At 70.8% G+C, this 23564-nt stretch carries 22 protein-coding genes; 5 read left to right on the forward strand and 17 right to left on the reverse strand.

Annotated features, from left to right (window positions below):
* Positions 1 to 32: 32 nt before the first annotated feature.
* From PV796_RS12365 to PV796_RS12375, 3 genes are all read right to left on the reverse strand, one after another.
* Positions 33 to 3707, reverse strand: coding sequence for a chromosome segregation SMC family protein (locus PV796_RS12365; protein WP_274913021.1), 3675 nt, complete (start codon positions 3705 to 3707; stop codon positions 33 to 35).
* Between the two features lie 378 nt (positions 3708 to 4085).
* Complete coding sequence (locus PV796_RS12370; RefSeq protein ID WP_039632428.1) at positions 4086 to 4289, reverse strand: hypothetical protein; 204 nt, start codon at positions 4287 to 4289, stop codon at positions 4086 to 4088.
* A 383-nt stretch (positions 4290 to 4672) separates the two neighbouring features.
* Positions 4673 to 4954 (reverse strand): acylphosphatase, encoded by a 282-nt coding sequence (locus PV796_RS12375; RefSeq protein ID WP_274913022.1) that lies wholly within the window; start codon positions 4952 to 4954, stop codon positions 4673 to 4675.
* A gap of 132 nt (positions 4955 to 5086) precedes the next feature.
* On the opposite strand from PV796_RS12375, the gene PV796_RS12380 reads away from it, so the two are divergent.
* Positions 5087 to 6025 carry a CAP domain-containing protein gene (locus PV796_RS12380; protein ID WP_446750589.1) on the forward strand — a complete coding sequence of 313 codons (939 nt, stop codon included), beginning with the start codon at positions 5087 to 5089 and terminating at the stop codon, positions 6023 to 6025.
* 20 nt (positions 6026 to 6045) lie between these two features.
* On the opposite strand, the gene PV796_RS12385 is transcribed toward PV796_RS12380, so the two are convergent.
* From PV796_RS12385 to PV796_RS12410, 6 genes are read right to left on the reverse strand one after another with little or no spacing between them, the layout of a single operon-like run.
* Positions 6046 to 7284 carry a tyrosine-type recombinase/integrase gene (locus PV796_RS12385; RefSeq protein ID WP_274913024.1) on the reverse strand — a complete coding sequence of 413 codons (1239 nt, stop codon included), beginning with the start codon at positions 7282 to 7284 and terminating at the stop codon, positions 6046 to 6048.
* Entirely contained in the window at positions 7284 to 7478 is a 195-nt protein-coding gene (locus PV796_RS12390; protein ID WP_274913025.1) for a helix-turn-helix domain-containing protein, read from the reverse strand. Before PV796_RS12390 ends, PV796_RS12385 begins: the two co-directional genes overlap by 1 nt.
* On the reverse strand, positions 7475 to 8854 hold the full coding sequence (gene repSA / locus PV796_RS12395) for a replication initiator protein RepSA (protein ID WP_274913026.1): 1380 nt from the start codon (positions 8852 to 8854) through the stop codon (positions 7475 to 7477). Before repSA ends, PV796_RS12390 begins: the two co-directional genes overlap by 4 nt.
* 47 nt (positions 8855 to 8901) lie before the next feature.
* Positions 8902 to 9093, reverse strand: a complete 192-nt coding sequence (locus PV796_RS12400; protein ID WP_274913027.1) for a hypothetical protein — start codon at positions 9091 to 9093, stop codon at positions 8902 to 8904.
* Positions 9093 to 9329 (reverse strand): hypothetical protein, encoded by a 237-nt coding sequence (locus tag PV796_RS12405; protein ID WP_274913028.1) that lies wholly within the window; start codon positions 9327 to 9329, stop codon positions 9093 to 9095. The genes PV796_RS12400 and PV796_RS12405 overlap by 1 nt, the downstream gene beginning before the upstream one ends.
* Entirely contained in the window at positions 9326 to 9481 is a 156-nt protein-coding gene (locus PV796_RS12410; RefSeq protein WP_274913029.1) for a hypothetical protein, read from the reverse strand. Before PV796_RS12410 ends, PV796_RS12405 begins: the two co-directional genes overlap by 4 nt.
* Before the next feature lie 364 nt (positions 9482 to 9845).
* Here PV796_RS12410 and PV796_RS12415 point away from each other — a divergent pair, with 364 nt between their 5' ends.
* The 4 genes from PV796_RS12415 to istB all read left to right on the forward strand — a co-directional run bounded on the left by PV796_RS12415 (position 9846) and on the right by istB (position 13845).
* A complete protein-coding gene (locus PV796_RS12415; RefSeq protein ID WP_274913031.1) occupies positions 9846 to 10619 on the forward strand; it encodes a GntR family transcriptional regulator in 774 nt (257 codons plus the stop codon).
* Positions 10616 to 11251, forward strand: a complete 636-nt coding sequence (locus PV796_RS12420; RefSeq protein WP_274913032.1) for a GNAT family N-acetyltransferase — start codon at positions 10616 to 10618, stop codon at positions 11249 to 11251. Before PV796_RS12415 ends, PV796_RS12420 begins: the two co-directional genes overlap by 4 nt.
* A gap of 107 nt (positions 11252 to 11358) precedes the next feature.
* Entirely contained in the window at positions 11359 to 12927 is a 1569-nt protein-coding gene (gene istA, locus PV796_RS12425; RefSeq protein WP_274911131.1) for an IS21 family transposase, read from the forward strand.
* A 75-nt stretch (positions 12928 to 13002) separates the two neighbouring features.
* Positions 13003 to 13845: an IS21-like element helper ATPase IstB gene (istB, locus tag PV796_RS12430; protein ID WP_274911130.1), complete on the forward strand. Its 843-nt coding sequence runs from the start codon at positions 13003 to 13005 to the stop codon at positions 13843 to 13845.
* 1201 nt (positions 13846 to 15046) lie between these two features.
* On the opposite strand, the gene mutM is transcribed toward istB, so the two are convergent.
* The 8 genes from mutM to PV796_RS12470 all read right to left on the reverse strand — a co-directional run bounded on the left by mutM (position 15047) and on the right by PV796_RS12470 (position 23537).
* The gene (mutM, locus tag PV796_RS12435; RefSeq protein ID WP_274913033.1) at positions 15047 to 15997 is read right to left on the reverse strand and encodes a bifunctional DNA-formamidopyrimidine glycosylase/DNA-(apurinic or apyrimidinic site) lyase; all 951 of its coding nucleotides are present in this window, start codon (positions 15995 to 15997) and stop codon (positions 15047 to 15049) included.
* Positions 15998 to 16183: 186 nt separating this feature from the next.
* Positions 16184 to 17035, reverse strand: a complete 852-nt coding sequence (rnc, locus tag PV796_RS12440; RefSeq protein WP_274913034.1) for a ribonuclease III — start codon at positions 17033 to 17035, stop codon at positions 16184 to 16186.
* 7 nt (positions 17036 to 17042) lie between these two features.
* Positions 17043 to 17216, reverse strand: a complete 174-nt coding sequence (gene rpmF, locus PV796_RS12445) for a 50S ribosomal protein L32 (RefSeq protein ID WP_016578620.1) — start codon at positions 17214 to 17216, stop codon at positions 17043 to 17045.
* A gap of 2 nt (positions 17217 to 17218) precedes the next feature.
* On the reverse strand, positions 17219 to 17806 hold the full coding sequence (locus PV796_RS12450) for a YceD family protein (protein ID WP_274913036.1): 588 nt from the start codon (positions 17804 to 17806) through the stop codon (positions 17219 to 17221).
* A gap of 235 nt (positions 17807 to 18041) precedes the next feature.
* On the reverse strand, positions 18042 to 19127 hold the full coding sequence (locus tag PV796_RS12455) for a cell division initiation protein (RefSeq protein ID WP_274913037.1): 1086 nt from the start codon (positions 19125 to 19127) through the stop codon (positions 18042 to 18044).
* 128 nt (positions 19128 to 19255) lie between these two features.
* On the reverse strand, positions 19256 to 19738 hold the full coding sequence (gene coaD, locus PV796_RS12460; RefSeq protein ID WP_274918987.1) for a pantetheine-phosphate adenylyltransferase: 483 nt from the start codon (positions 19736 to 19738) through the stop codon (positions 19256 to 19258).
* Positions 19739 to 19764: 26 nt separating this feature from the next.
* Positions 19765 to 20364 (reverse strand): 16S rRNA (guanine(966)-N(2))-methyltransferase RsmD, encoded by a 600-nt coding sequence (rsmD, locus tag PV796_RS12465; protein ID WP_274913039.1) that lies wholly within the window; start codon positions 20362 to 20364, stop codon positions 19765 to 19767.
* Positions 20365 to 20537: 173 nt separating this feature from the next.
* The gene (locus PV796_RS12470; protein ID WP_274913041.1) at positions 20538 to 23537 is read right to left on the reverse strand and encodes a helicase-related protein; all 3000 of its coding nucleotides are present in this window, start codon (positions 23535 to 23537) and stop codon (positions 20538 to 20540) included.
* Between the last annotated feature and the right edge of the window lie 27 nt (positions 23538 to 23564).

Below are 23564 nucleotides of genomic sequence, written 5' to 3' on the forward strand. Positions count from 1 at the left end.
TTGGGGCCTGCCACCGGCCCCGCCCGACGGGCTCAGCGCAGCCGCTGGCTGATCACCTTCGAGACGCCGTCGCCCTGCATCGAGACGCCGTAGAGCGCGTCGGCGACCTCCATCGTCCGCTTCTGGTGCGTGATCACGATCAACTGGGAACTCTCCTGGAGCTCCTCCATGATCCGGATCAGCCGCTGGAGATTGGTGTCGTCCAACGCCGCCTCGACCTCGTCCATCACGTAGAACGGGCTGGGCCGCGCCTTGAAGATCGACACCAGCAGCGCGACCGCGGTCAGCGAACGCTCCCCGCCCGACAGCAGCGAGAGCCGCTTGACCTTCTTCCCCGGCGGACGCGCCTCCACGTCCACCCCGGTCGCCAGCATGTCGTCCGGGTTCGTCAGCACCAACCGCCCCTCGCCGCCCGGGAAGAGGCGCGCGAAGACGCCCTCGAACTCCCGGGCGGTGTCGCGGAACGCCTCGGTGAAGACCTGCTCGACCCGCTCGTCGACCTCCTTGACCACCCGCAGCAGATCGGCCCGGGTCTTCTTCACGTCTTCGAGCTGCTCGCTGAGGAACCGGTGCCGCTCCTCCAGCGCCGCGAACTCCTCCAGCGCCAGCGGGTTCACCTTCCCGAGCTGCTGGTACGCCCGCTCGGCGGCCCGCAGCCGCTTCTCCTGTTCGGCCCGCACATACGGCACCGGCAGGTTCCGCGGGTGCGCGGGGTCCTCGGGCAGCGTCTCGCCCTCGGCCGGCGGGGACGGCGGGACCGGCTGGTCGGGCCCGTACTCCGCCACCAGCGCGGCCGGTTCCACCCCCAACTCCTCCAGCGCCCGGCCCTCCAACTGCTCGATCCGCAGCCGCTTCTCCGCGCCCAACACCTCGCCGCGGTGCACCGAGTCGGTCAGCTTGTCCAACTCGGTCGCCAGCCCACGGCCCTGCTCACGCGCGCCCGCCAGCGCCCGCTCCCGCTCGTCCTTGGCCCGTTCCGCGGCGGCCCGCTCCTCCTCGGCCCGGACCACCGACACCTCGATGTGCGCCAGCAGTTGACCCGCGCCCGAGGCCACCGCCCCGGCCACCGCCGCCTCATGACGCAGCCGGGCGCGCCGCCGCTCGGCCCGCGCCCGCGCCTCGCGCTCCGCCCGCGCCGCCCGGTCCAGCCCGTCCGCCCGCCCGGCGAGCGCCTTGACCCGCTCCTCGTGCGTACGCGCCTGGAGCCGGGCCTCCATCTCGGTCTGCCGGGCGTTGGCCCCGTCCGCGGCCAACCGGTCGCGCACCGAGGTGTCCGGCTCCTCGTCGGCCGCGCCCGGGGCCTCCTCGGCCGCGGCGAGCCGGGCGGCCAGCTCCTCCGCCTCCGCCATGGCCCGCGCCAGCGCCTCCTCGGCCCGGGCGGCGGCCGCGGCGGACCGTTCCGCCTCCCCCGCGGCGGCCCGCGCCTGCCCGGCCAGCCGCCCCAGATCCCCGGCGACCTTCGACTTCTCCCGGTCGGCCGCGCGCCGCCGGGCGTCCAACTCCTCGACCAGCGCGGCGCATTCGGCCCGTCGCCGCTCCGCCGCCCGCAGCGCCTCGGCCAGTTCGTCACAGCGGGCCGCCAGCTCGGTGAGTTCCGCGGCCGCCTCGTCGACCGACGCCTGGACCTCCAGCAGGCTCGGCGCCCCCGCCGAACCGCCCTGCGCGAAGTGCGCCCCCAGCAGATCGCCCTCCGCGGTGACGGCGATCAGCTCCGGCCGCGCCGCCACCACCTCCTCGGCCTGGGCCAACGTCCCGACCACCACCACGTCCCGCAGCAGCCGGGCCACCGAGGCGGTCAACTCCCGCGGCCCGCTGACCAGTTCCTGCGCGGACACCGGCCCGCCGCCCACCCCCGGCGCCGGTGCGACACCGCCCCCGCCGGCCCCGCCGGACGTCTCGCCACCACCGGCCCGCTCGACGGCCTCCACCGCCGCCACGGCCTCCACTTCCTCGCGCGCCCGAGCCGGCGCCGGCACCCGCGCCGGCCGGCTCCCGGCCAGCACCAGCGCCGCCCGCCCCGCGTCCTCCGAGCGCAGCAGCCGCAGCGCCGCCGCGGCCGCGGCCGGGTCGGTGACCGCGACCGCGTCCGCCGCGGCGCCCAGCGCGGCCGCCACCGGGACCTCGAACCCGGGCGTGACGGTGAGCAGTTCGGCCGCCGGCCCAAGCAGCCCGCCGATCCGGTCCGCGGCGGCCAGCAGCACGCCGGTGCCGTCCTTGCGGCGCAGCCCGAGGGCGAGCGCGTCGTGCCGGGCGGCGGTCGCGGCGCGCCCCCGCTCGGCCGCGGTCAGCGCCTCCCGGGCCGCGCTCAGCGCGGCCTCCGCCTCGGCCGACTCCCGTCGCGCCGCCTCATACCGGCCGGCGAGCTCCTCGTCGTCCGCGTCCAGCCCGTCGACCTCGGCCCGGCGCTGCTCGTACTCCTCCTGCGCCGCGACCGCCCGGGAGTGGGCGGCGTCCCGGGCCTCGGCCAGCCGCTCGATCTCGGCCCGCGCCGAGGCGGCCCGACCCCGGGCGGCGGTCACCTGACCGCTGAGTCGGGCCAGCCCCTCGCGCCGGTCGGCCAATGCCCGGGCGGCGTCCCGCAGGCGCCGTTCCTCCTCGGCCAACTGCCGCTCCAGCGCGGCCCGGTGCTCGACGGTGTCCTCAAGCGCCCGGCTCGCCGCCTCCAAGCCGGCCGTCAACTCCGCCTCCTGCTCGCGGATCCGCGCGGCCTCCCGCTCCAACTCCTCGGGGTCCCGACCGCGCCGCTCCTCCGGCGGAGCCGCCGCCGCGCTACGCACCCGGGCCTCGGCCAGCGACACCGTGCCGCGCACCCGCTCGGCGAGCTGGGACAGCTCGTACCAGGTCTGCTGCGCCCGCTGCACCCGCGGCGCCAACGCCCGGACCTCGGCCTCCAACGCCGCCTCGCGCTGCTGCGCCGTCCGAAGCTGCGCCTCCGCGGCCTCCTTACGCTCCTTCAGCGCCGCCTCGTCCGCGATCTCGGCGGCCAGCGCCCGGCGCAGCGTGACGAGGTCGTCGGCGAGCAGCCGCAGCCGGGCGTCGCGCAGATCGGCCTGGATGACGGCGGCCCGCCGGGCGACCGCGGCCTGCCGCCCCAGCGGCTTGAGTTGCCGCCGCAGCTCGTCGGTGAGGTCCTGCACCCGGGCGAGGTTGGCCTTCATCGCGTCCAGCTTCCGCAGCGCCTTCTCCTTGCGCTTGCGGTGCTTGAGCACGCCGGCGGCCTCCTCGATGAACGCCCGGCGGCCCATCGGATCGGCGTGCAGCACGGAGTCGAGCTGCCCCTGGCCCACGATCACATGCATCTCGCGGCCGATACCGGAATCCGAGAGGAGTTCCTGGATATCCAGCAACCTGCAGGTGTCGCCATTGATCTGGTACTCGCTGCCGCCGTTGCGGAACATGGTCCGGGTCAGGGTGACTTCGGCGTATTCGATGGGCAGCGCGCCGTCGGAGTTGTCGATCGTCAGCGACACCTCGGCGCGGCCGAGCGGCGGCCGCCCGGTCGTCCCGGCGAAGATGACGTCCTCCATCTTCCCGCCGCGCAGCGATTTGGCCCCCTGCTCCCCCATCACCCACGACAACGCGTCCACGACATTGGACTTGCCGGAACCGTTGGGGCCCACGACGCAGGTGATGCCCGGTTCGAACCGCAACGTCGTGGCGGAGGCGAAGGACTTGAAGCCTCGCAGGGTCAGACTCTTGAGATGCACGTCTTTGTACGATACCGGCCGCCCCGCGCGCCCCCTCCGCAACATTCCGACGACCGTACGGCCCCGGGGTATCCGCCGCCGTTCACTCCCGGTTTCCCGGACCGGAGAACACATCGGTTTCACCGGGTAAAGGGAGGGGCACATCATGCGGTAAGGACGACACCGAGGGGCTGGGGAAACACCGCGCGACGGAAGTGACCGAAGGGGCACGAGACGCCCGGACGGCCCGGAGGGGGAAAAGCCCGACCAAGGCGGAATTGCTCAAGGGGCGGAACGACGGGGGAAATGACGAAGGGACGCCGAAGCGTCCCTTGCAGATCTTGAGAAGAGCGGTGCCTCAAGCGGCTGGCGTGCAGCCCGTCCGGCCCCGGTCTGGGGTCAGGTGAGCGCGGGCTCCGCCTGGGGTACGTCGATGTCGAGCACCGAGTCGTCGCGACGCGCGGCAGCGGAGAGCATGTCATTCTCGGCCTGCATCCGAATGAGTTCGGATTCGAGGTCCTGGACGCGCTGCTGAAGCCGTCGCATCTCGGCGAGGACTCGGGGGTCGGAGCCGCCGACGTAACCGAGAAGCGCCTTTGCCATGATGGATGGTCCTCCACAATGAGTGACCGACCGAAGCGGTGTGGGTCGTGAGGGATTCGCACCCGCGGTGCTTGTCATTCTCCAGGTGTACTCAATGCCAAACAGCTAAGGTGCGCGGGGATTCCAGAGTCTCACCAAACGGATGGAGGGTCAACACGATCACGCCCCGTATCCTCGGGCACCCGTGAGTGCGCAGCCACCGTGACAGGGCGCGCCACTCGCCAGAAAGGTCCCGCGGGGCGTGGAGATCATCCGTACAGCGGCAGCCTTCCACGGGTCGGCCGAGTTGGCAACCACCAGCGCTTATCTCCCGTAAGCAGCGCACGGAGGCGCGCCGGCGGGCGTGCCGGACGAGGCCGGGAGGGCGGGCCAGCGCGGGCCCGTCAGCGGATCTCGAAGCCGTCGTAACCGCCCCGCGGCGTGGCCCAAATCTCAGTGACGCCGGCGACCGTCCCGGGCGTGTCCCCGGTGCGGAGCCACTCCAGCAACTGCTCGCAGCGGTCCTTCGTCCCCTCCGCGACGACCTGGACGCGGCCGTCGCCGAGGTTGACCGCGAAGCCGATGAGTCCGCCGATGCGCAGGGCGTTCGCCCGGGTGAACCAACGGAACCCGACCTCTTGGACCCGTCCGCGTACCCATGCGGTCATGCGCACCTGCTCGTTCATGTGTGCACGTTAACCGGCCAATTGCTCAGCAAGCACATCCGCCCCTTGTGTCATGGCGTACAGTCCCCCGACAGCGAGGGCCCACTCTTTCGAGTGAGTTGTTTTGGCGCGGGACGGAAGGAACCTCTGCGGATGGGTCGCCATCGACGCTCTGCTCCCCACGCTTTAGAAGCCGTTCGTACAGGGCCCGTTGACGGGTCGGCGGACGCGCCGGCGGGGCGGCGCGGGCACCGGGCGGCGCCCCGCCGGAGCACGCCGGTGCGCACCGGGCTGCTCGGCGCCTCCGCGGCCGTGGCGATGGGCGCGGTGGCGGTGACGTCCGGACTGGTGCCCGGCGGCGGGCGGTTCGAGGTGAGCGGCGGTCGCCCCGACCGGATCCGTGCCGATGCGCCGTCGGACGCCGAGCCGCAACAGAGCGCCGCCGCACCGGCGGCCGGCCTCCCGGCCTCGACGGGCCGGGGCAGCGGCGGCGCGGAGACCGCGCCCCGGGGTGCCGGGCGGGCCACTCCGGCCCCCTCCCCCGCGTCCCCCAGCGCCACCCCGTCCGCGTCCTCCTCCGCGTCCCGGGGTGCCGCCACCCCCGCCCCGGAGGACAACGACCAGCGGACCGCGCGGCCCACCAACGGGCCGACCACCGCGGCGCCCCGGCCATCCGCGTCGCCGAGCGTCCGCCCGTCCGCCACCGGGAGCACCGAGTCCGCGGCCGAGGCCGAGGTGGTCCGGCTGGTCAATCAGGAGCGGGTCCGGGCGGGCTGCTCGCCGGTGACCGCCAGCGACCAACTGGCCGGTCTGGCCCAGCGGTTCAGCGACGACATGGCGCGGCGCGGCTTCTTCGGGCACACCGATCCGGACGGCCACACGCCCTGGGACCGGGCCCGCGCGCAGGGCATAGCGGACGTGGGCGGGGAGAACATCGCCCGGGGCCAGGCCGACGCACGGTCGGTGATGGACATCTGGATGAGCAGCCCCGAGCACCGGGCCAACATCCTCAACTGCGAGTACACGACCCTCGGGGTCGGCGCCCACTTCGGCCCGGGCGGGCCGTGGTGGACCCAGGAGTTCGGCTTCTAAGAAAGCCGCAGGTCAAGGCCCTATCCAGCTTCCTGGGCCGTCTCGGGGCCGTCATCCGTTGCCCCGCTCTTCCCGAAGACACGATCGACCGCGGCCCGGGTACGCGTCTCACTCGCCGGCATCAGATGGGTGTAGGTCCGCAACGTGAACCCGGGGTCGTGATGGCCCAGGTACTCACTCAGAGCCCTGATGCTCTCGCCGGCGTCCAGGAGGACCGAGGCATAGAAGTGCCGAAGCGCGTGCATGCCGTTATCCCGACCGGTCGGCACGCCAGCAGCCCGCAGAGCCGGACGCCACACACGATCGTTGAAGCGGTTCCGGTTCAACGCCAGGCTCTCGGGGCTGTAGAAGATCAGCGTTGCCGTGACCGGTGCTCCGTCGAGCGTCTTCCACGGCAGAGTGACCTCCTGCGGCGGGTACCTGGTGATGTGCGCCGCAAGGGCGAAGCCGACGGATTCAGGGAGCGGCACGTCTCGCACCTTGCCGCCCTTAGGAGGGGCGTAGACGGGACGCCCACGCAGTAGCTTGACCTGGCGCTGGACGTGGAGCACTCCACCGAGGAAGTCAACGTCTTCCACCGCCAAGCCGAAGACTTCGCCTTGACGTAGCCCACACCCGGCCGCCGGTTCGACCATCTCGGCGTACCGGTCGGGCAACTCGTCCCGAACTTGGCTGACCCGCTCATACGTCCACGGCTTGACCTTGCGAGGATCGAGGCGCGGAGCCTTTACGGACCGAGCGCGGCACGGATTCTCTCGAATAACCCGGTCCTCGGCCGCAGCAGTGAAGACCGTAGACACGTGCGCGAAGATCCCCCGCCGGTACGCGGCTGACAGGCCCGCGTCCTCCATCGCCCGCATCCAGAGGCGAATGTGGGAAGGCTGGAACGACGCCATGGGCCGAGTGCCGAGATGCGGCGTCGCGTGGAGACGCAGACGGCTCTCCACTGATTCACGGGTCGCCGGGTCGGTGGTCTGCGTCGTCAACCACGTCGCGACGTACTGAGCGAACGTCAGCTTCCCAGCGTTGGGATCGATGTAGTCGCCGCGCGACATGTCGGCCTCAACGTTGTTGAGCCAAGCCTCAGCCTTCCGCTTTTGCTTGTCGGGGAAGCTCTTAGACTTCTCGGAGCCGTCCGGGGCGACGTAGCGGGCGCGGTAGCGCAGGCCCGTGCCGTGGCGGTCAGTCTTGACCTTGACAGGTTTGCCGTCCGAGCCCTCGGTCACCTTGTACCAGCGGTCTTGGATGTGTCCGGCCATCAGGCGGCCCCTTCCATCTGGGACTCGACCCAGACGCGGACGTCTTCCGGGTCGAAGCGCAGGTGACGACCGACGCGGAAGCCACGCGGTCCGGTGTGCTTGCGGCGCCACTGGTAGACGGTCTCGACGGGAACGCCGAGGAGGTCCGCCAGGTCAACCGGGGTCAGATAGCGGTCAGGCAGTGGCCGCTTCATGCGCACACCTCCCAGTCGTCCGGGTCGGGCAGGTCAGCGAGCACTTGGCGCGCGGTTTCGCGGTCGAGGCGGATGTCTCGGGCGATCGAAGCGGCGAGCCAGGTCTCGCCGGGGGTGTGGCCCTGGCCGGCGTAGGTCCAGTGGGCGAGGACCATCGTGGAGCCCTCCGTGTCGTTGAGGTCTTCCGAGAAGCCGCGTTCCCTGCGTTCTTGGCGGGCGCGGTAGTCGGCGCGGACCTGGCGCAGGGCGCCGAGGGTGGTGGAGAAGCGCGGGGATTTGGTGGAGAAGTGGCCGCGGAAGCCGAGCATGTGGGCCCACTGCCACAACTTGCGGTCCGGGTAAGCGTCGTCCAGGCGGTAGCAAGCTTCGATCAGACGCCGGGTGTGGCCGGGCAGGTCCGCGAGTGCATCCAGCTCCGAGAGCTCCCCGAGCCGGTGATCGACGGTCCCGGTCGTCTCGGCGGCCTTGGTGGCGTACTTGGCCACGTACGAGGCAACCGCCGCTTCCGTCAGCTCCACGTGCGCGAGTCCACCGATGGGCTGGACATCAACTTGCCCTCCCCAGCGCAGGGTTCGGGCGGGAAAGTCGCCGGAGGCCGGCACGGGGACGCTGACGCGTTCAGCGGCGGCCCGGATCGCGTCATCGAGCAGGGCCACGCTGGCCCACGCGGGCGGGTCCGTCTCCGGGCCGTCGGGACCGTCCAGGCGTACAACCGCGTGGAAGTGGACGGCGCCGCGCTTTTGGAACTCTGCGACCTTGCCGAAGGAGACCCGACACTCTTCCTTCAACGCCGCTTGCGTTACCCCGGCGCGGGCGGCGATCTCCCGGCGCAGGTAGATGGTGAAGCGCCGCCACAGGTCCCCGGCATGGTTGTTCCACAGCACCGCGCCGGCGTAGTCGTAGCGAGCCGGATCAAGCGCCGTGCCCAACACGGGGTCGCCCTCGGGGTGTTGGGTGCCGCAGCGACACCGGCCGCCGTCGGGGCGGTTGTGGACCGGGCCGAACGAGGGCGCGGTTAAGGTCGCGAAGACCCGGGGGTGATCCCGGACCGTGCGCGGGGTGCCCTTGTTGGGATCGCCGCTGATCCCCGCACGCATCAGGTGATACACGTCCCCGGCGTACGTCCAGGCGCAAGAGGGGCAGCGCGAGGCGCGGCGGTTGCCGCAGGCCACCCGCAAGCGCCCGCCCGGCTCACCGTCGGTCGAGTAGGAGTAGAGAACATCCCCGGTCCGGGCATCACGGGTGACCGTCTGGCCCATCAGGTGGATGGGGTTGGAGCAACCGCCGGTACGGCGGACCTGGTCCTGCCAGCGGTCGAAGCCGGGCGAGTTGGCGACCCGCAGCATGTCCGCGAGGGTCACGGGGTCGGTACCCACGGCCGCCGCCGCACCAGCGACAGCGGCCGGGGTAACAGGCAGGTGGGTCACGAGCGCCGCCCCCGACGGTGGTCGTTAGCCGTATCGCAGGATGGTCCGGAGGCGCCCTTGCCGTCGCTCTTCTTGGGGCCGAGGCGTCCGCAGTCGTGCTTGTGGTGTGCCTTGTGCTTCCTCAGCTCCCAGTCCTCCTCCACCCAGTCACGGTCTGAGAAGCGGTCCCCGCGGTTGAAGAGCCCCATTACGCCGCCACCTCCACCGACTCGACCACGGGCAGCAGCTCGGGGCCGGCCAGGGCACCGAAGGTGGGGTCACCGGGGCAGATCACGTCCCCGTCGTGGGTGAGCACCTCCACCTCATCGACCCGTACGCGGGTCCAGGACGGGAACCGGCGCGAGCCACATCCAGGGCACGGGGCCCGGCCGGCGTCAGCGTCGGCCCACGTCAGCGAGAACTCGGGGAAGGTCTTGTTGTTCATGCCGCCACCGCCAGACGAGGCGTGGTGGCCAGGCGGGCGCGCAGGGCGTCGCAGTAGGCCGCGCAGAGCGCCTTGGCGTTGTCGGTGATCTCGTCCGTGCCGGACTCCACAAGGCCGGAGCCGTCGCAGCCGCGGCAGAACACCGAGAGCACGTCATCCTCACCGGCCCAGCCGGTCCCGACGCACCGATCGCAGTCCGCCCACGGGCGGGAGGTCAGGAACCACAGGCACTCAGCCGGGTCAGCGCAGCGCCGCTCAGTGCACACCGGGCAGCCACGACCAGGGGCCGAGCGCACGAAGGCAGGAGAAACAGGCATGATGGGGAACGCCCTTCTTGGGTCTGGGGGGCGGCTGACTGCTTGGCGGTAGGTGGCCGCCCCCTGGTTGCAATCGAACCTATTGGCCCGCTTGCTCAGCTTGTTGGTACAAGTAGAGCGTGCCCCGTTAGGTAGGTCACGTCAAGAGTTTTGGCTGCACATGTACCAACAAGTTGACTGAGTGCGTCATGATGGAGGTATGAGCAAGCAGCCGAAGTACCGACAGGTGGCCGATGCCCTGCGCCGAGAAATCGAGAGCGGCGCATATGGCCCAGGCGCGCGGCTGCCCTCAGAGAGCGACTTGTCCGCTCGCTTCGAGGCGTCACGGAACACTGTCCGGTCAGGTCTAAGCCTGCTTGTCAGCGAGGGGCTGGTCTCGTCCAGTCAAGGGCTTGGGTACGAGGTCCGCAAGCACGAGGTCTTCGAGCTAAACGCTTCCCGCTTCGAGAACCTGACCTTCCCTCAGAACGGGGATGCATACTCCACGGACGTGACCAACGCTGGTCGGCGGCCGCACCAAAGCTTCCGGGTAGAGCTGACATCGGTGCCCGGCTACGTCGCCCAGCGACTGAAGGTCGGTCCAGACTCTCGGGCCGTCCTTCGGTTCTGTCACCGGTTTGTCGATGACGTGCCGTGGTCAACGCAGGCCACTCACTACCCGGATTGGCTCGTGGAGAAGGCCCCGCGGTTGACCGATCCCGGCGACATCGCTGAAGGGACCACGCAGTACCTGGCAAGTCTGGGCATCGAGCAGATTGGCTACGCCGACGAAATCGCGACCCGGATGCCAACGCCCGAGGAGGCCCGGCTGCTTGAGATCGGAGCCGGCGTTCCTGTCCTGCTCTGGACTCGCACGGGCTATTCCAACGGCGGCCCTGTCCGATGCACAGTCACCACTCTCCGTGGCGATCTGAACCGGATGACCTACGACATTGGCGATCTGTCCGCCCGAAACGAGAACGAACCCCAGTGATCATCACCCCTGCCCTACCCTCCGACCTGGACCAGCTCATAGCGTTTCGTGAGGAGGCATCCTCATGGCTGAGCGAGTTGGGAAGCGATCAGTGGAGTCGTCCTTACCCTGCGGATCGCCTGTTGGTCACCATCGAGGCGGGGACCGTGTTCATGGTGCGAGACGGCGCAGTTACCGCGGCAACCATCACCCTGACTCCTGACGCAGAGGAGGGGCTTTGGTCGCACGAGGAGTTGGGGCAACCGTCGATGTTCATCAACAAGCTCACCGTGGCTCGTACGCACGCAGGACAGAATCTGGGCGGACGGCTTCTCGATTGGGCAGGCGACCGGGCCTATCGCTCTCATGCGAAGTGGCTTCGCCTTGATGCGTGGACGACGAACGACGCCTTGCAGCGTTACTACCTTGGGCAAGGCTTCGAGCATGTCCGAACTGTTTGCGAGGGCAACGCAGTCAATGGCGGACCAAGAGTCTCCGGCTGGCTCGCCCAACGTCCAGCTCGGCCCGCCGAAACCGACTTCATCGACGAGACGCCCGCGCCAACACCCCTTGGCCTTGACAGCGGACAGCGCAAGATCCAGGTAGACGGTCATTCCGGGTCTTGGCTGGCGGACAGCTCATCTCCCTGGTGATTGGGCTATTCGAGGCAGTCCGAACATCCATTCCGAACAGATGAATCCCTCCGGGGGTTTGCTCGTGATTGCCCGATCACATATGAGCGACTCCTCCCGGAGGGATCGTGAAGAAGAATGCCAGGGAAGTGATGGAGATCTTCGAGGCGTTGGATGCCACCGAGTGCGTGTACTCGGCGGCTCAGCTGGCGGGGGTTGATCCCAAGACCGTGCGCCGGTACGCACGGATGAGGGACAGGGGGATGCCCGTCGACGGACCGATCGTCCGCCCGAAGCTGATCGACCCGTTCATGCCGAAGATCGAGGAGTGGGTCGAACGTTCGCAGGGCAAGGTCCGTGCCGACAAGCTCCACGAACGCCTGCAACTACTGGGTTTCACCGGTGATGAGCGCACGACCCGCCGGGCGGTGGCGAAGGCGAAGGAACGGTGGAAGGCCGGCCACCGCAGAACGTATCGCCCATGGATCGCTGAACCTGCGCTCTGGTGCCAATTCGACTGGGGTTGGGGACCGAAAGTGCCTGGCCCAGGCGGTGGCGAGCCCCGCCAAACGCTGTTGTTCTGCGCGTGGTTGGCGTGGTCCCGTTACCGGGTGGTGGTCCCGGCCTGGGACCGGTCGCTGGGCACGCTGATCTCGTGCATCGACTCCATGCTGCGGCAGTTCGGTGGGGTCCCGACCTATGCGCTGACCGACAACGAGAAGACCGTCACCATCGACCGCGTCGCCGGTGTCGCCGTCCGCCACCCTCAGGTGGTGGGCACGGGCCGCCACTACGGCGTGCAAGTGCACACATGCGTCCCCTTCGATCCGGAATCCAAGGGCGGTTCGGAGGCCACGGTCCGCATCGCGAAGGCCGACCTGGTGCCCACTGATGCCAATCTGCTGGGCGAGTACGACAGTTTCACCGAACTCCGCGGGGCCTGCGCGGTGTTCTGCCAGCAGGTCAACCAGCGCATCCACCGCGAGACCGGCAAGACGCCGGCGGCCATGCTCGACATCGAAAAGAAGCGGCTTCATCCGTTGCCCGAGGCCCCCCACACCCTCGCGTTGGGCGAGTCGAGGCAGGTCCTCAAGGACCAGACGGTCCGCTTCGGATCGGTCCGCTACTCGACCCCGCCGGGCCTGGTCGGTTCCGAAGCCTGGGTTCGTGCCGACGGCGACGAGTTGGTCATCGTCGTCGACCTGTCCCGCCTTGCCCACCGGCCCGAGTGGATGCACGGCCCCGCCGGCTTGGTGGAAGTCGCCCGGCACCAACTCTCCCTGCCCGGACGGCCGGTGATCGACCTGACCCACTACCCCAACCACCCCCAGGACATGGACGGTGGTCCCCGCCAGCCCAAACCCAAGCCCAGCACGGACGCGGAGAAAGCATTCCTCGACCTCGGCCCGGGGGCCAAGTCGTGGCTGATCGAAGCCGCCGCGGCCGGCACCAGCAGGATGCGGGTCAAGATGGCCGCCGCCGTCGAACTGGCCGCTCTGGTCGGTGTCGGCGAGGTCGACATCGCCCTCGGGCTCGCGGCGACCGCCGGACGGTTCGCCGAAGAGGACCTCATGTCCATCGTCCAACACCGCCGCCACGGTTCCCGCCCCGCCGACCTGGTCGTCGCCGATGAGGCCCACTCCGTCCAACCCGGCACCTCCGCCTGGGCCGACTTCGGCCGCGTCAAACCCGCCTGATCTTCCGTTCCCGGGCCGCTTTGCGGCCCGGGAACGGGGACCCTCCCAACCCGGCACCATGGAAAGGAAGTTGACATGACAGCCCCCGTGATGGATCCCGTCGAGGTCGTCACCCAGACGCCCCCGACACCGCTTCCCCCGCCGCCGACGGCCCCGCCGATCCCGCCCGAGCTGGAGTCCGTCCTTCGGCGCATGCGTTTTCCCTACCTCCGCAGGGCCGCCCCCGAAGTCCTCGCGACCGCGAGATCACAACGGTGGGACCCCGCTGAAGTGGTCCGCATCCTGCTGGAGGAAGAGATCAAGGGCCGCGACGCGGCCACCAGACGCAACCACCGCAAGCAGGCTCAACTCCCCTCGGGCAAGACCTTCGAGTCGTGGAAGGAGGACATCTCCTCCATCCCCGTCCCAACCCAGCACGCGTTGATGACGCTGGAGTGGATCGGCCGGGCGGAGAACTTGGCGGCCGCCGGCCCCAGCGGCACGGGCAAAAGCCACCTGGCCGAAGCACTCGCCAACAAGGCCATCGACGAAGGGATGAAAGTCGCCTGGTTCACCCTCGAATCCCTCACCGCCCACCTCGGCCGGGCCGTCGTCGACAACACCGTCTCCAAGGCCGTCGCGAAGATCACCCGATGTGATCTGATCGTCGTGGATGACATTGGCATGCTGCCCTGCGGCCAGGCCGCCGCCGAAGCCTTCTACCGCGTCATCGACGCCGCCTACGAACGCCGTTCGGTCATCGTGACCTCGAACCTTCATCCCTCAGGATTCGATTCGATCATGCCCAAGACACTGGCCACCGCCGCTGTCGATCGCCTCCTGCACCACGCTCACATCGTGCTGACCGAAGGCTCCTCACTCCGCCTCACCCAGGCCACCACCGGCCAGGGAGTCCAACCTCTCATCACCGCCAACTGACCGCCAACCGAGGGACGAAAAGTCATACCGCGACGGGAGATGAGCTGTCCGCCCAGCAAGACCCGAACTGACCGCTCACCCAGACGGGCCGATGTCCGTGGACAGGCCTCTAGATCTGTTACGGGTTTCTCTACCTCATCAAGCCCCGCCCTTCCGGGCGGGGAAGGGGTGCGGGGAGGGACCGCGGCAGTCTCTCGGGGTGCCGTTCCCGCAGGGCCGTCCCGGATCGATCGCTCAACCGTCGCCATCGAGTCCACCAGCGTCACAAGGGGCAGGCAACCCCCCGTCCTCGCCGTGAGCGGACAGCCCGAGGCACGTCCCGCGGGGATCGTAGGTTTGTGGTCCTGGTCTTGCGGGGGCTCTTGCCTTTGGCATCCGGCGCCCGGCCAACGGCTATACAGCCGCCGCTGGGAATCACACCCCGCCGGCCCGTCACACGGGCCGGCGCCGGGCTCGGGGGCTCGGGCGCCGCTCCTGCCTCCGGCCCGCTCCGCCCGGCCCCCGGCCCCGCGCCACCGAAGCTGCCACGGGGTGATCCCTTGCCGCTTTGTCCGCCCACAACGGCACCGGAACGAGCCGGGAACCCCGCAACCCGAACCACCACCCACACCCAGGACCGACCACGGCCACCCGCCGGCGGCACCGGAGCAAATCAGCCACCCGAGAGCGCACGTCCCAGGGCAAGGCCGGACGGGAGTCCCCGCGGGCAACGAGACGAGGTGAGAAGGAGGGGAAGGTTGAGGGGTGGGAAGAACATGCCTCCGGCGGGGGATCGGCCGGCACCGGGGGCAGGGGGCGCCGTCGCCGAGTGCCGGCTGGTGAGGGGCTGAAGTGGGGGCTTCCGTCCCGTCCGCCGTCGACCCAGGCAGAGCCGAGCGGACGCGGCCCAGGGCGTCAAGGTCGTTCGTACAGTGGCGCGCTCCACCTTGACGCCCTGAACCACGCCCGCTCCACGGTGTGTGGGTCGACGGCGGACGGGACGGAAGCCAGGGTGAGTGGTGGGTTGAGGTAGAGGGAACGCAGCGCGTCCAGCGCCCTCTCGGGCCGTCTCTGGGCCGTGAAAGGGCGCTCAACGTCGGCCAACGATGACAAACACTGACGGCTCAACCGCAGGTCACAGCGTTGATCGTTTCTTCCGTCGCAGGCCGCAGCCCCGGCGGGTCACTTGTTCGGCTTCTGACGCCGCCCGGCCCGCGGTTCGCTAGCTCGGCCGGGGCGGGCGTTGGCAGCGCGGGCAGAAGTAGCTGGACCGGTTCATCCAGGGGCGGCGGCGGATCGGGGTGCCGCAGCGGCGGCAGGGTTCGTCCTCGCGGCCGTAGGCGTCCAGGGAGCGCTCGAAGTAGCCGGACTCGCCGTTGACGTTGACGTAGAGGCTGTCGAAGCTGGTGCCGCCGACGGCCAGCGCGGCGGTCATCACCTCCCGTACGTGCCCGAGCAGTTCGGCGGTGCGGGGGCGGGTGAGGGTGGCGGTCGGCCGGTCGTAGTGGAGCTTGGCGCGCCACAGCGCCTCGTCGGCGTAGATGTTGCCGACGCCGCTGATCAGGGTCTGGTCGAGGAGCGCGCGCTTGATCGTGGTGCGGCGGCGCAGCGCGTCGTGGAGGGCGGCGTCGTCGAAGGCCGGGTCGAGCGGGTCGCGGGCGATGTGCGCGATGACGTCGGGGAGCAGGTCGGGGTCGCCGGGCACGGTGTCGTGCAGCGAGAGCCCGCCGAAGGTGCGCTGGTCGATGAAGCGCAGCTCGGTGCCGGCGGCCTCGGCGGGGACATCGGCGTCGGTGTCGGCGAAGCGGATCCGGATCCGCAGGTGCTTCTCGTCGGGGGCGTCCTGCGGCTGGACCAGCAGTTGGCCGCTCATGCCGAGGTGGGCGAGGATCGCCAGGCCGTGGGTGACGTCGGGGGTGACGACCGGCGCGATGCCCTCGGCGGCGCTCTGCACGGCCGGACCGCCGCCGGTCACCGGGAGCCAGAGGTACTTGCCGCGCCGACGGGCCGGGCCGATGCGCAGCCCGGTCAGCCGGGCGGCGAAGTCGTCGGCGCCGGCGGGGTGCCGGCGGACGGCGCGCGGGTGGCGGACCTCGACGGTGTCGATGGTGCGGCCGCTGACCCAGCGCGCGAGGCCGCGCCGGACGACCTCGACCTCGGGCAACTCGGGCACGGGCACTCCTCACGCTCTTCGGGGCGGTCTCCGGGAGGGAGTTCAGGCGCAGGAGCCGGGGAGTCGGGGCCCCGCGGGCGGAGTCACCGGACTTCCGGAAGGCTCCCGGAGAGGCTTGCGGAAAGACTTCTGACCCCGCCCGGGGCGGCCGACCGGGCCGTCCGGGAGGGGTCAGAAGCGGATGTTTCAGTGTTGTGCCGGCGACGTGGTGTCGCCCGAAGCCTGAGCCGGGTCGACGCCGTCCGGCGTCTTCCCCGCCGCCTCGTCCGCCGCGGCGCGGATCGCGCGCCACGCGGACTCGGCCGCCTGCTGCTCGGCTTCCTTCTTGCTGCGGCCGGTGCCGGTGCCGTACGAGACACCACCGACGCGGGCGGCAGCAGTAAAGGTCTTCTCGTGGTCCGGGCCGGTCTCGGTGACCAGGTATTCCGGAACACCGAGGCCCTCGGTCGCGGTGAGCTCCTGGAGGCTGGTCTTCCAGTCGAGGCCGGCGCCCAGGCTGGAGGACTTCTCGATGAGCGGGTCGAAGAGCCGGTGTACCAACTCGCCGGCCGCGTCGAGGCCCTGGTCGAGATAGACCGCGCCGATCACCGCTTCAAGGGTGTCGGCGAGGATGCTGGCCTTGTCCCGGCCGCCCGTGCCCTCTTCGCCCCGTCCGAGGCGGATGAAGGCGCCGAGGTCGAGGCCGCGGCCCACCTCGGCGAGCGCCCGCGAGTTGACCACCGCGGCCCGCAGCTTGGCCAGTTGGCCTTCCGGCAGGTCCGGGTGGATGCGGTACAGCGTGTCCGTGACCACCAGGCCGAGCACCGAATCCCCGAGGAATTCGAGTCGCTCGTTGGTGGGCAGACCGCCGTTCTCGTAGGCGTACGAGCGGTGCGTCAGTGCACGCACCAGAAGGGCGGACTCAAGTGTGTACCCGAGCCGCCCTTCCAGAAGCGAGAGGGACGAGACCGTGTCCGTAGGGGCCGTGTCGTCGCCGCGCTTGCGGGGTGACGCATGGCCGTCTTCTGCCTTCTTCGGGCTAGACACAGTGCCTGTCACCAGCCGCTCAGACCGCGATGACCTGGCGCTTGTTGTAGGTGCCGCAGCTCGGGCACGCGATGTGCTGCTGCTTCGGCTCCTGGCAGCGCTCGCACGCAACCAGGGTGGGGACCGCAGCCTTCCACTGCGACCGGCGGTGGCGCGTGTTGCTGCGCGACATCTTCCGCTTCGGAACAGCCACGGCTACTTCTCCTGAGGTTCATCCCCGCCGTCGCGGGGTTCATTGTCCTTCTCGTGGCCCTGGTTGGGCTCGACGAGTTCCTGCAGTGCCGCCCAGCGCATGTCGACGGCGTCGTGGTGGTGGTCCGGGTCGTCCGCCAGCCGCGCCCCACACTCGGAGCACAGGCCAGGGCAGTCCTCCCGGCACACCGGCTGCAACGGCAGTGCCAGCACCACCGCGTCCCGCAGCACGGGTTCGAGGTCGAACAGATCGTCCTCGATGTAGAACGTGTCCTCCTCGTCCTCGGCGTCGTCGCCGGACACGGGGGTCCGGACGTCGGCGTCGGGGTAGGCGAACAGCTCCTGGAATTCCGCTTCGAGCACTCGCTCCAGCGGCTCCAGACACCTTACGCACTCCCCCTTCACGGTCGCACGGCCGGTACCCGTAACGAGCACCCCGTCCATGACCGCTTCCAGGCGGAGGTCGAGCTCGACCGGCGCGCCCTGGGGCGCTCCGATGACCTCGTTGCCGAGGTCCGCGGGGGCCTCGACGGAGCGGGAGAGCCGCTTGAGCGTGCCGGGACGACGCCCCAGCTCGCGTGTGTCGAACACGAGCGGGGAACGGTGGTCGAGGCGGGGGCCCAAGACTTTCCTGCTTTCTCGTACTGCGGTAGTCCGCCGTCCGCGGCCGGAGTCGGCGTGCGGGCAGCGTTGATCGCGGGCATACACGCGACCGAACAGCCAGGATACTGGACAGCCCCCGTTAGGCCCAATCCGCACCCGCGCTTCCCGGGCGCGCAGCAGTGCGCGGCCAGACACGGCGGGACCACGGCCCGTCGGGCAGGCCCTAGTGGCGGCGCTCCTCGTACTGCCGCAGCTGGTCGAGGTTGATCAGGCTGGTGTCGAAGAGGCTGGTCTCGTCCAGGGCGCCGGGCTGGGTGCCGGGGGCCTGTGGGACGTGCTGCGCCTGCTGGGGTACCTGTGGCTGCTGGTAGTCGGCGGCGTCGTAGCCCTGCTGCGGGATCTGGGCGGCCGGCTGTTGGGCCTGCTGCCAGTCGTAGCCGTACGGGTCCTGCTGCTGGACGTAGGAGACCTGCTCGGGCTGCTGGTAGGCGTAGTCGGTCGGCTGCTGGTAGGCGGCGACCTGGTCGTAGTAGCCGGGCTGCGGCTCCTGGGGCGCAGGCTGCGGGGCGCTCTGGACGGGGGTGAGGCCGGCCAGGCCCGCGAGGTAGTCCGCGTCGGCCTGCGGCGGGGCGGCGGACTGCGGGTCGCCCTGTGCGGCGAGGTGGGCGCCGAGCTCGTCGATCGCGCGGGCGCCCTGGAGCTTGTCCCGGCCGCGGCCGACCGCCTCCAGGGTCTTGGTCAACACGGCCTGGAACGCGCCGAATTTGGCGTCCACGTAGGCGTCAGCGCGCTGCGTGAGGGTCGCGGGGTCGGCGCTGCGCTCGGGGGCCTCGGCGTCCTCGTAGCCCTGCTCGTCCAGGCCCGGGCCGCGGCCGAGCAGCTTCTCCCGGCCGCGGTCGACGGCGCCGATGGTCTTGGTGAGCACGACCTCGAAGTTGGCCAGCTTGCTGTCGACGTAGTCGTCGGCCTGGGCGCGGACCTCCTCGGCCTCGGCGCGCGCCTCGGCCAGGAGCCGGTCCGCCTCGTCCTGGGCCTGCCGGACCACCTCGGTGTCGGAGATCAGCGAACCGCGTTGGCTGTGCGCGGACTCGATGATCCGGTCGGCCTCGGCGCGCGCCTCCTCCACCATCTGCTCGCGCCCGCCGAGGAGTTCCTGCGCCTGCGCCAGGGAGCCGGGCAACGCGGTGCGCACTTCCTCCAGCAGGGCGAGCAGTTCGGCGCGGTTGACCACGCACGAGGCCGACATGGGCACGGACCGGGCGCTGCCGACGGCCTGGACGATGTCGTCGAGCTTCTTCTGGACGTCCACCTTGGACTCGCCACTCTCTGCAGGATCGGAAGGACGGAACGGGACGACTGTACGGCCAGGATCCCCCGCCCCGACACCTGCTGACGATCCGTCAGGAACGTGCCGGTCCTACCGCACCGGATGGTGGGTCATGCCTTGTTGCGGAGCCGTTCGGTCAGCGCCTCCAGGACGAACGGCGGGACCAGGTGGGAGACGTCGCCGCCCCAGGCCGCGACCTCCTTGACCAGGCTGGAGGAGAGGAAGCTGTAGGTGGGGTTGGTGGGCACGAAGAGCGTCTCCACCCCGGAGAGGCCGTTGTTCATCTGGGCCATCTGGAGCTCGTAGTCGAAGTCGCTGACCGCGCGCAGGCCCTTGACGATGGCGGGGATGTCGCGCTGCTTGCAGAAGTCGACGAGCAGGCCGTGGAACGCCTCGACCTCGACGTTGCCGAACTCGGCGGTGGCCCGCCGGATGAGGTCGATCCGCTCCTCGACCGTGAACAGGCCCTGCTTGGACTTGTTGATCATGACGGCGACATGGACGACGTCGTACAGCTTGGAGGCCCGGGCGATGATGTCCAAGTGCCCGTTGGTGATGGGGTCGAAGGACCCCGGACAGACGGCGCGGCGCAACTTCGTCTCCTCGCTCTCCGGTCCGTTCATGACACGGTTGCTGACGTCGATTCGGCTGACACCGAAGCGGCGCGACCGTACCAAAGCGTCCCCTCGCCGTAGCGACGGGCCTTGATCGCTTCGAATCCGTCCGGCCAGGCGAACGCACCGCCCCGGGTACTCCGCTCCACGGTGACGAGTGCCTCCCCCGCAAGCCACCCCTGACCACGGAGTGTGAGCAGGATCTCGCGGAGATCGTCGTCGCCGACCGCGTACGGCGGGTCCAGGAAGGCGACGTCGTAGGGGTCGCCCGGGGCCGGGGCCGCGGCGATCTGCTCGGCCTTGCCGGGGCGCACCTCGACGCCGGGGAGGCCGACCGCCTTGACGTTCTCCCGGATGGTGCGGACCGCGCGGGCGTCGGCCTCGACCAGCAGGACGTGCGCGGCGCCGCGGGAGAGCGCCTCCAGACCGACCGCGCCGGAACCGCCGTAGAGGTCGAGCACCCGGGCACCGGCCAACGGGCCGTCGAGCGACTCCCAGGTGGAGAACATCCCCTCCCGCGCGCGGTCGGAGGTCGGGCGGGTGCCGTTGCCCGGTGGTACGGCGAGGCGGCGGCCGCCGGCGGCGCCGGCGATCACGCGGGTCATGGGCCCGTCCTTACGTTGAACGTGGTCGAAAGAGGGGTGGGCGCCCGGCCGGGCTCCGCCCTCCCACGATATGTCCGTCCCCCATGCGGCGGGACCGCCCCCGGTGCCGGCCGCCCGTGATCGTTCTCACGGGTCGGGCCGGCCGTGCGGGGGTGTACGACGGGGGTGCGGCGTCAGCCCTTGTCCAGATACTGCTCCCGTTCCTCGTCCAGCAGGGCGGACAGCGCGGTCCGCAGTTCGGGACAGCCGGTCAGCTCGGGGTCGGCGGTGACCAGGGCGGTGGCCTCCTCGCGGGCGGCCGCGATGACCTCCTCGTCGTCGATGACCGCGAGCATCCGCAGCGAGGAGCGGACGCCGGACTGCGCCTGGCCGAGGACGTCGCCCTCGCGGCGCTGTTCGAGGTCGATGCGGGAGAGCTCGAAGCCGTCGAGGGTGCCGGCGACCGCGGCGAGCCGGCCGCGGGCCGGGCTGGCCTCGGGCATCTCGCTGACCAGGAGGCACAGTCCGGGGGCCGAGCCGCGGCCCACCCGGCCGCGGAGCTGGTGGAGCTGGGAGACGCCGAAGCGGTCCGCGTCCATGATCACCATGGCGGTGGCGTTGGGCACGTTGACCCCGACCTCGATGACGGTGGTGGCGACCAGGACGTCCAACTCACCGGCGGCGAAGCGGCGCATCACCTCGTCCTTGTCGTCGGGGGCCATCCGGCCGTGCAGCACCGCGACCCGCAATCCGGCGAGCGGGCCCTTCCGCAACTGCTCGGCGATGTCCAACACCGCCAACGGGGGGCGCTTCTCGGCCAGATCCTCCGGCGAACTCGCCTCCGGGGGCGCCTCCTTGGGCGTCTTCCCCTTGGCGGCCTTCTCCTTGACCGTCTTCCCCTTGGCCGCGGACTCGTCCTCGTCGTCGCCGATCCGCGGGCAGACCACATACGCCTGGTGGCCGGCGGTCACCTCCTCCCGGACCCGCTCCCAGGCCCGGGCGAGGAAGTGCGGCTTGTCCTTGGCCGGCACCACATGGCTGGCGATCGGCGAGCGGCCGGCGGGGAGTTGGTCCAGCACCGACGTCTCCAGATCGCCGAAGACCGTCATGGCGACCGTCCGCGGGATCGGCGTCGCCGTCATCACCAGCAGGTGCGGTGGCTGTTTGCCCTTGGAGCGCAGGGCGTCGCGCTGCTCGACGCCGAAGCGGTGCTGCTCGTCGACGACGACCAGGCCGAGGTCGTGGAACTGCACCACGTCCTCGATCAGGGCGTGGGTGCCGATGACGATGCCGGCCTCGCCGGTGACCAGGTCGAGCAGTGCCTGGCGGCGGGCCGGGGCTCCCATCGAGCCGGTCAGCAGCACCACTTTGGTGCCCCGCTCCGAGCCGCCCAGCATGCCTCCCTCGGCCAGATCGCCCATCATCTCCGTGATGGAGCGGTGGTGCTGCTGGGCCAACACCTCGGTGGGCGCGAGCATCGCCGCCTGGCCGCCGCTGTCCACCACGCCGAGCATGGCGCGCAGCGCGACCATGGTGTTGTGCGTGACCGTGAAGTGGTCGGTCACGTAGGCGTGCGAGGGGTGCGCGACGCTGATGCACTGGACGGGCCGGCGGCCGACGTACTCGACGGCGGTGACCGCGCGCTCGCAGCCCGCCCCGTCCTCCGGGAGCGTCAACGCGACCTCGACGCGGCCGTCGTCGGCGGGGGCCATGCGGGCCGTCCCGCCCAGCGAGCGCGCCAGCCAGGCGACATCGGCGGCCAGCGGGGCCGGGGCGGGGCGGAGGGTGCCGTCGGTGCCGCGCCACTCGCCGCCGGCGTCCAACAGGCCGTGCAGCAGGGCCCGGCGGTCCTTGACGGGGGCGTTGCGGTACGCGGCGGGGACGGCGCGGCCGGTCGGGCCGTCCCCGCCGGCGCCGAGGGTCCGGCCCAACGCGTAGGGCTCCAGGGGGCGATGGCCGCCGTCGTCGAGGTCCACCGGGGTGGCCGGGGCGATCGACCACCGGGGGTGGCCGGCCTCGTCCCGCAGGGCGGACCGCAACTCGCGGGTGGTCAGCACCCGCTCGCCGGTGGCGCGCGAGGAGACGATCCACAGGTGCTCGTCGTCGCACTCGATCGCGCTGCCGTCGGCGAGCACCAGCCTCCACACCTCCCGCTCGCCCTGCGGGAACACCCCGTCCACCAGGGCGATCTCCCCGCTGGGCACGACCACTTCGGTGCCCGGTGCCAGCTCGCCCATGGGGCGGAAGCCGCGCGGGGTGAGCACCAGGGCATCCAGCGGCTGGGCCTTGCCGGAGCCGACCTCGCCCTGGAGGAGGCGGTGCATCGGGTGCTCCGTCGACAGGTCGTCGAAGATCTCCCGGCTGACCTTCGACTGGCCCTCGGTGAGGGTGAACGGCAGCCGGGCGTCGAACGCGTCGAGGATGCCGCCGGGGCTCAACCGCCTGGGCACGGCCGGGAGTTGGGTCTCGGCGAGGCGGCGGCGGGCGAGCGCGACCTGGAGGACGAACGCCTCGTCCCACTTCAGCCGGGCGCGGGCGTCGGCGATGTCGGCCTTGGTGTCGGGGCGGTGGATCTTCAGCAGCGCCTCGGTGAGCGGGATCAGGCCGCGGCCTGCGCGCAGCGCCGGGGGCAGCGGGTCGACGGCGTCCTGGGCGCTGGGCAGCACCGCGTCGACCGCCTTGGCGATCTTCCAGGAGGCCATCTGCTGGCACGCCGGGTAGATCGGCATGAGCTGGTTGGCGAACGCGTCGACGGCACCGCTGTCGGCATCCTGGTCGAGGAGGGCGTATTCCGGGTGCGCCAGCTGGAGTTTGCGGTTGAAGACCGAGACCTTGCCGGCGAACATCGCGCGCCTGCCGGGCAACAGCTCCTTGTGCGGCTTGTGGATGCCCTTGCCGAAGAAGACCAACTGGAGCCGGCCGCTGCCGTCGGTGAGGGTCACCTCCAGGCGCTGCCCGCGGCCGTGGTTGAACGTCAGCACGCGGGCGTCGGCGACCCTGGCGACGACCGTGACGTGCTCGTCCAACGGCAGGTCGGAGAGCCGGGTCAGCTCACCGCGCTCGGCGTAGCGGCGCGGATAGTGGTGCAGCAGATCGCCGACCGTCTCCAGGCCGAGGTGCTCGGCCAGCACCTTCGCGGTGGTGCCGCCGAGGATTTTCTTCAGGGGTTCATCGAGCGCTGCCACGCGTTCCATTGCACACCACGCCACTGACAACGAGCC

It is taken from the genome of Streptomyces sp. WZ-12 (assembly GCF_028898845.1).
Lineage (GTDB): Bacteria > Actinomycetota > Actinomycetes > Streptomycetales > Streptomycetaceae > Streptomyces.